The organism is Halomonas sp. 141, from assembly GCF_002810305.1.
GTDB classification, from domain to species: Bacteria; Pseudomonadota; Gammaproteobacteria; order Pseudomonadales; family Halomonadaceae; genus Vreelandella; species Vreelandella stevensii.
On record NZ_PINZ01000078.1, the window covers coordinates 1 to 5,617 of the forward strand.

Consider the following 5,617-nt stretch of genomic DNA (forward strand, 5'->3'; position numbering starts at 1 on the left):
CACGGCGATGAAGGAATGGCAGGCCAAGCGGCCTGAGTTATTTACCAAACGGGTGGTCAATCACACGGGACCCGACACCTAGACAACCACTGAGTAGGGGTAAGACCGAAGGCCTTCTTAAAGTGGTTTGTCATATGGCTCTGGTCATTGAAACCAGCTGAAACCGAGGCGTACGACAACGAATAACCCTGGATCAAATAGTTTTTTACAAACGAAAGACGGCGCATGGTTAAGTAACGGTATGGGCTTGTTCCATATAATGCCCTGAAATCTCTTGATAAACTCCACTTTTCACGGCCACTCACTGACGCTAAATCATCCAGTGTGATCTGAGAATCCAACGAATAGTGAATATATTCTCTAGCCTTTTCTGCAGCGTTATAGTCGTATGCCACCCTACCTCTTTTGTGACCGGCAACAGCAGAGAGTACACTGGCTAGTTCGAAGACGATATCTTCCTCTTCAAACTGCTCATGAGCAGTTTGAAGGTCATTCATAAGAAATTCTGTGGCGGCATAAAGCCGAGGGTCTGTGCTAACGCCTCCCTTTATGTAGGGTAAGGTGCGGCCACCAAGCACCGCTTGAAGAGCACAGGGTTCAATATACATGATGCGGTAGTGGAAGCCGTCATCCGTACCAGCCTCACCGTCGTGGAGTTCATCAGGATGAATTACAATAGTATTGCCAGGTAAGCTAGTTCTTTTTTCACCTCGGTAATTGAAGCAATGAACCCCTGCCAGGGTTCTACCTACAGCATAAGTGTCGTGCCGGTGAGGCTCAAAGGCAACGCCAGAAAAAAAGGCTTCAAATCTTTCTATTTGTGTATTAAAAGAATTTAGCATAGGCGGTAGGTTGACGGCTTCTGTCTGAATGCAAGGTTATCATACATCGGAATATATGAATAAGTAAAGCTAGTTAGCCAGCTTTGAGAGTTTATATAGCCTGTCCTTGAAACGCTTTCGTATTGCGGGCTATTCAGTTCAACACGTAATATAGAGTAGTAGCGACGACAGTCGTTAGAATCAGTCCGCTTTTTAATATAACCGCCAATATGCATACTGCAATAAAAGAAAAGATAGATAGGCTAAGCCCGTTATCCATCTCTGGCATCACGATATAAGTGATGAAGCAAATAAAAATAGAAGTAGGCAGTACCTCCTCAATCAGATGTTGGGCCTTTGCGCCGAAGTTAATTGTGAGCAAAGAGGGAATAACTCTTACCATGACACTTGTAAGTAGAAGAGCCAAAATCACTAAAAAATTATCTGCCATAATTGTTTCTCAATATTCTCTCTTCATTAAATAGAAGAGAGCGGATAATAGAATAATAGAGGGAATCCAAAAGTAGATGCCACCAAGGGTGTAGTAGAAAATTCCGCTTATTAAAAACCCTAACGTTGCCTTTGGAATAGTTATCAAGCCACTTGTATAAGGTCGGTTTTGAAGATACGAGATGGCCAGAAAAAGAAGTACCAAGCTCGCAGGGATACTGGCATTGATGTCATCAGGTAAAAGGTTGGGAAACAGCCCAGCTATAATGCCGCCTGCTACCCCAAAGAGTATCCAGGACAAGAAAATAGTGAAGCGAATTATCAGCATGGCTCTTTGATTATGTCCCTGCTCAATAGCGTACGCTTCGTCGCCGAGTGCATGGGACGAAAAAATCTTAAGCAGCTTGTTTTTTGGTAATTTTTTTGAGCATGAAAGCGAAATTGCAAAATATCGGCTATTGATCATAGTGGTAACGAAAGCAATAGTTAAAAGATTGGCACCAGTCTCAGATAGAGGTAGAGCTGCAAACTGCCCGCTTCCAGAAAAGCCTAATAAACTTACGAGAAAAATTTCAACAATGCTCCAGTCTGCTTTGTAAGCAGTAAAGCCGAACAGCATACTTACGGGAGCTATTGCAAAAATAGCCGTTGATATGTTCGATGTTAGAGCTGGGTTCTCTGCTTCATTTGAAGTAGAGGTGGGTTTTGCAATATTGAAGTATTCACGCATTTTACGTTACTCTTCGTAGGTAAGCTGACTTAGACAGCCTATGTGAGGCAGTTGATAGATGTATTGTAAGATCGTGCATGCCAAGCAGATTGGTAAGATGCTGGCCGAGCGCTTCCCCGCCGTCGCCCACGGCCGCCAACTCGGCGCCATGGCCGCGTTCGAACTGCTTGATAGCGACGGCAAGCCAGATACTCAGATGACGGGTGCGCTATGTGCTAAAGCACGCGAGAAAGGCCTGATCCTGCTGTCCTGTGGTTTCTACGGCAACAGCATCCGCATCCTGGTGCCGCTGACGGTATCGTCTGCGGTGTTGGAGGAAGGGTTGAGTATTATTGAGCAGTCGTTGGATGCGCTGAGCTAATAGCGTTGAGGTAGGACTAAGCCTGCCCATCGTCAGTCAAAACACATGACCATTTCAGACCATCCCTAGATTCTTTCTTTCAGCGCCTTGAGGAAGGCATCGATATTCTCATCGTGGCGTTTGTAGTAGGTCCAAGGGCCGATCCGCTGCGATGTCACTAATTGCGCTCGCTGTAGAGCTGCGAGATAAAGCGATGTCGTTGACTGAGAGAGGCCCGTGCGCTCCTGGATGATACTGACGCACACGCCTACCGTTTCCGGATCGACCTCCTGCTCGGGAAAGGCTGTCCTGGGATCCTTGAGCCAATTGAGGATGGCAAGGCGCGTCGGGTTCGCCAAGGCTTTCAGGGCTTCGTTGACGTCAATAGTCATGAATTTTTTATACCTACTCTTTTCCGCTATCTGGATATCTTCCTGATTCACGCAGCAAATTGGAAGGCTTCACCATGATCTCCGCGCCTGCCCTTCGCAGTGATGGGCAGGCTTGGAGTGGAATCCTATTGCCCTGTCAGGTAGGACTATCGGGCACCTGCGCGCCGAATTGCGGGATGATATGCTTGCCAAGTTCCTCGATAACCTCTGCTGCGGGGCGTTTACCATACTTGAGGTTCAGGATGACGTGATCTACACCGATTTCCTGAAGTGCATCCAGCAAGGCCAGAAGGTGGTTACGTCCCAGTCGGAATCCTAGATGGATAGGCGAGGGTGGTGTGGATGGGTGTTCGTCCAGGTCGATATACAGCGATTGCAAGAACGGCTTGTAGATAGTGCCACATTGTTTAGCCGTTTCCTGTCGCCAATCTTCCACGATGAGTCGCTGTATTTTTGGCGGACGTGGATAGTTGATCCATCCATGGCTTTCACGCGCGATCCAATCGAGCGACTGGCGGCTATGTCCGGTTACGAATAGCGGTATTTCCCGAGTCGTAGGTTTGGGAACGAGATCGGCCCCCAGTAACTCGCCGTGACTCCAGCGAATGGGCTCGAAGTGTGTTCGATGGGCTTGGCGTATCACATTGAGGTTTTCTTGAAAGGTCTCGCCACGCTTTTCTGGATCAACGCTGAATGCGGGAAACTCCACGGGACGATCGCCAGAGGCTACTCCCAGGAGCAAACGACCTCCGCTCAACTGATCAATGCTCGCTGCGGCCTTTGCCGTGTGCAAGGGATTACGCAACGTAAGGGCGATGGAGGCGGTGCCCAGTGCGATTTCTGTTGTATGGGCGGCAATGTAGCCCAGATACACCCAAGGGTCGAAAACCTGGCCGACATCACCGAAGCTTGGGTCCCTGAGCGGGACGTCGCGAAACCAGAGCGCCGAAAAACCTAGTGCCTCTGCACGTTTGGCCAGCGCGACCTGATCCAGCATGCGCGGTGTATCACCCTGGAAAGCCTCCAGGGGAAAGAACAGCCCAAGGCTTAGATGCCCCTGCCTGAAGGTCCGTTTGAATCCCCTATGCTCTTGGTAGGGAGTCGTGCTCGGTTGGTACATGCTTAACTTCCTCGGCCAGCAAACGCTGAGCCACGCCCCTGAGTTATGGGGCGTGGCTCTGAGCGCTTAGGGTGTGTAAGTAGGATAGTCGGTATAGCCCTTATCGGTACCGCCGTACATGCTGCTTGGATCAACTGGGTTAAGCGGCCAGTTGTTGGCGATACGCGCGGGCAGGTCGGGGTTTGCAATGAAGGGGCGGCCAAAAGCGATCAGGTCGCCCCAGCCAGCTTTTATCACGCGATTTGCTCGTTCAGCGGTGTACCTGCCGGCATAGATAATCTTGCCGCTGAAGGTCTTACGAACAGCTTCCCGGAACGTCTCAGGCAGCTCGGGTGCGTTTTCCCAATCGGCTTCGGCGAGCGACAGGTAGGCAATGCCCACTTCCTCGAGGATCTTCACTGCCTCGATGTAGGTTTGATGAGGGTCTTCTTCGACCAGACCAAGGTAGACGCGCTCTTCGTCTGTGGTCGCGAACAGCGGGGCGAAGCGAACGCCAACGCGCTCCTTGCCGACCACACCAGCAACGGCGAGGGTGATTTCGCGCAGGAAGCGAAGACGATTCTGCAGCGAACCGCCATATTCATCATCACGCTGGTTGGTATGGGCCGAAATGAACTGGTTTACCAAGTACCCGTTCGCGCAGTGAAGCTCCACCCCGTCAAAACCTGCGTCCAGAGCATTTCGGGCTGCTTGGGCGTAGAGCTCAACCAGTTCCTTTACCTCCTCGGTGGACAGGGCTCGTGGGGTCGATGGGTCGGCCAGTGTACCCGTGCCGGGGCCAGTTTCGATGAACACCTTGACGTTGTCCGCTCGGATGGCTGATGGCGCGACGGGTGCTTCACCACCGGGTTGCAGCGATGTGTGCGACACGCGGCCTACATGCCAAAGTTGAGCAAAGATCACACCCCCTTCGGCGTGAACAGCGTCGGTGACCTTACGCCAGCCTTGTATCTGTTCCGGGCTATGAATGCCGGGTGTCCAGGCATAACCCTGTCCTCGGGGTTCGATCTGTGTGCCCTCGGTCACCATGAAGCCAGCACCGCTGCGCTGGCGGTAATAGGTGGCCATGAGATCGTTCGGAATGTTGCCAGGCTGGGAGCTACGCGAACGGGTCAGCGGTGGCAAAACGATTCGGTTCTTGAGGGTGTATGGGCCCAGCTGAGTGGTTTTGAAAAGTTCTGATTGTGTCATTTCGTTTACCTAGATATCTAAAATATTCGATGTTATAGGTCAAAAAAACATGGCCGATGAGGTCAGAAGAACCCGAGCGGAGTAGATCACGGATCGCGGGTAGGTTATTCGTGATATTCATATATGTCAATATATATATGCCGCGGCCGGTTTCGCGAGCCCAGTTCACTTGTGAATTACTTCTCCAGCACTACTTGACTTGGTTGTGTAAGCCGTTGCTTCTTCAAACTCATTCACAGCGATCATTTTTTGCACTTCTCGCTAAAGACCGCGCCACACGCGGCTCGCGGAAGGTTACCAAGCGCTCACCAACACTGTTATGCACAGCGCTCGGGGATAACTGTGGAAAGTGAAAATCTGTGGATAACTCTGTACGCAACCGGTTTACAGGGTGGGGGCGAGCTGTGCGTGATCAAAATGCGCGTCAAACCTCGGCCTTTTAGGCCGAGGCAGGATAGCGCGAGGCGCGTAGCGCCTCTTAGTTGACATACTAAATTTACCAAACAGCGCGTAAAGCATCGCCCAGTCGGGCGGTGATACAAGCGCGCACCGCGTAGCGGTGCCAGATTGACT

General features: G+C 50.9%; 6 protein-coding genes and 1 pseudogene. 1 reads left to right on the plus strand and 6 read right to left on the minus strand.

Features of this window, described 5'->3' with window-relative positions; genetic code table 11:
* Positions 1-56 precede the first annotated feature (56 nt).
* The 3 genes from CWI66_RS17095 to CWI66_RS17105 all read right to left on the minus strand — a co-directional run bounded on the left by CWI66_RS17095 (position 57) and on the right by CWI66_RS17105 (position 2,001).
* The gene (locus tag CWI66_RS17095; protein WP_083844188.1) at positions 57-842 is read right to left on the minus strand and encodes a helix-turn-helix domain-containing protein; all 786 of its coding nucleotides are present in this window, start codon (positions 840-842) and stop codon (positions 57-59) included.
* A gap of 133 nt (positions 843-975) precedes the next feature.
* A complete protein-coding gene (locus CWI66_RS17100) occupies positions 976-1,272 on the minus strand; it encodes a hypothetical protein (protein ID WP_100732335.1) in 297 nt (98 codons plus the stop codon).
* A 9-nt stretch (positions 1,273-1,281) separates the two neighbouring features.
* The gene (locus CWI66_RS17105; protein WP_081138777.1) at positions 1,282-2,001 is read right to left on the minus strand and encodes an AzlC family ABC transporter permease; all 720 of its coding nucleotides are present in this window, start codon (positions 1,999-2,001) and stop codon (positions 1,282-1,284) included.
* A gap of 106 nt (positions 2,002-2,107) precedes the next feature.
* Here CWI66_RS17105 and CWI66_RS17110 point away from each other — a divergent pair.
* A pseudogene (locus CWI66_RS17110) lies at positions 2,108-2,362 on the plus strand (aminotransferase class III-fold pyridoxal phosphate-dependent enzyme); the annotation flags it as partial.
* 65 nt (positions 2,363-2,427) lie between these two features.
* On the opposite strand, the gene CWI66_RS17115 reads toward CWI66_RS17110, so the two are convergent.
* The 3 genes from CWI66_RS17115 to CWI66_RS17125 all read right to left on the minus strand — a co-directional run bounded on the left by CWI66_RS17115 (position 2,428) and on the right by CWI66_RS17125 (position 5,044).
* The gene (locus CWI66_RS17115; RefSeq protein WP_100732338.1) at positions 2,428-2,733 is read right to left on the minus strand and encodes an ArsR/SmtB family transcription factor; all 306 of its coding nucleotides are present in this window, start codon (positions 2,731-2,733) and stop codon (positions 2,428-2,430) included.
* A 136-nt stretch (positions 2,734-2,869) separates the two neighbouring features.
* A complete protein-coding gene (locus CWI66_RS17120) occupies positions 2,870-3,853 on the minus strand; it encodes an LLM class oxidoreductase (protein ID WP_100732336.1) in 984 nt (327 codons plus the stop codon).
* A 66-nt stretch (positions 3,854-3,919) separates the two neighbouring features.
* Positions 3,920-5,044 (minus strand): alkene reductase, encoded by a 1,125-nt coding sequence (locus tag CWI66_RS17125; RefSeq protein ID WP_100732337.1) that lies wholly within the window; start codon positions 5,042-5,044, stop codon positions 3,920-3,922.
* Between the last annotated feature and the right edge of the window lie 573 nt (positions 5,045-5,617).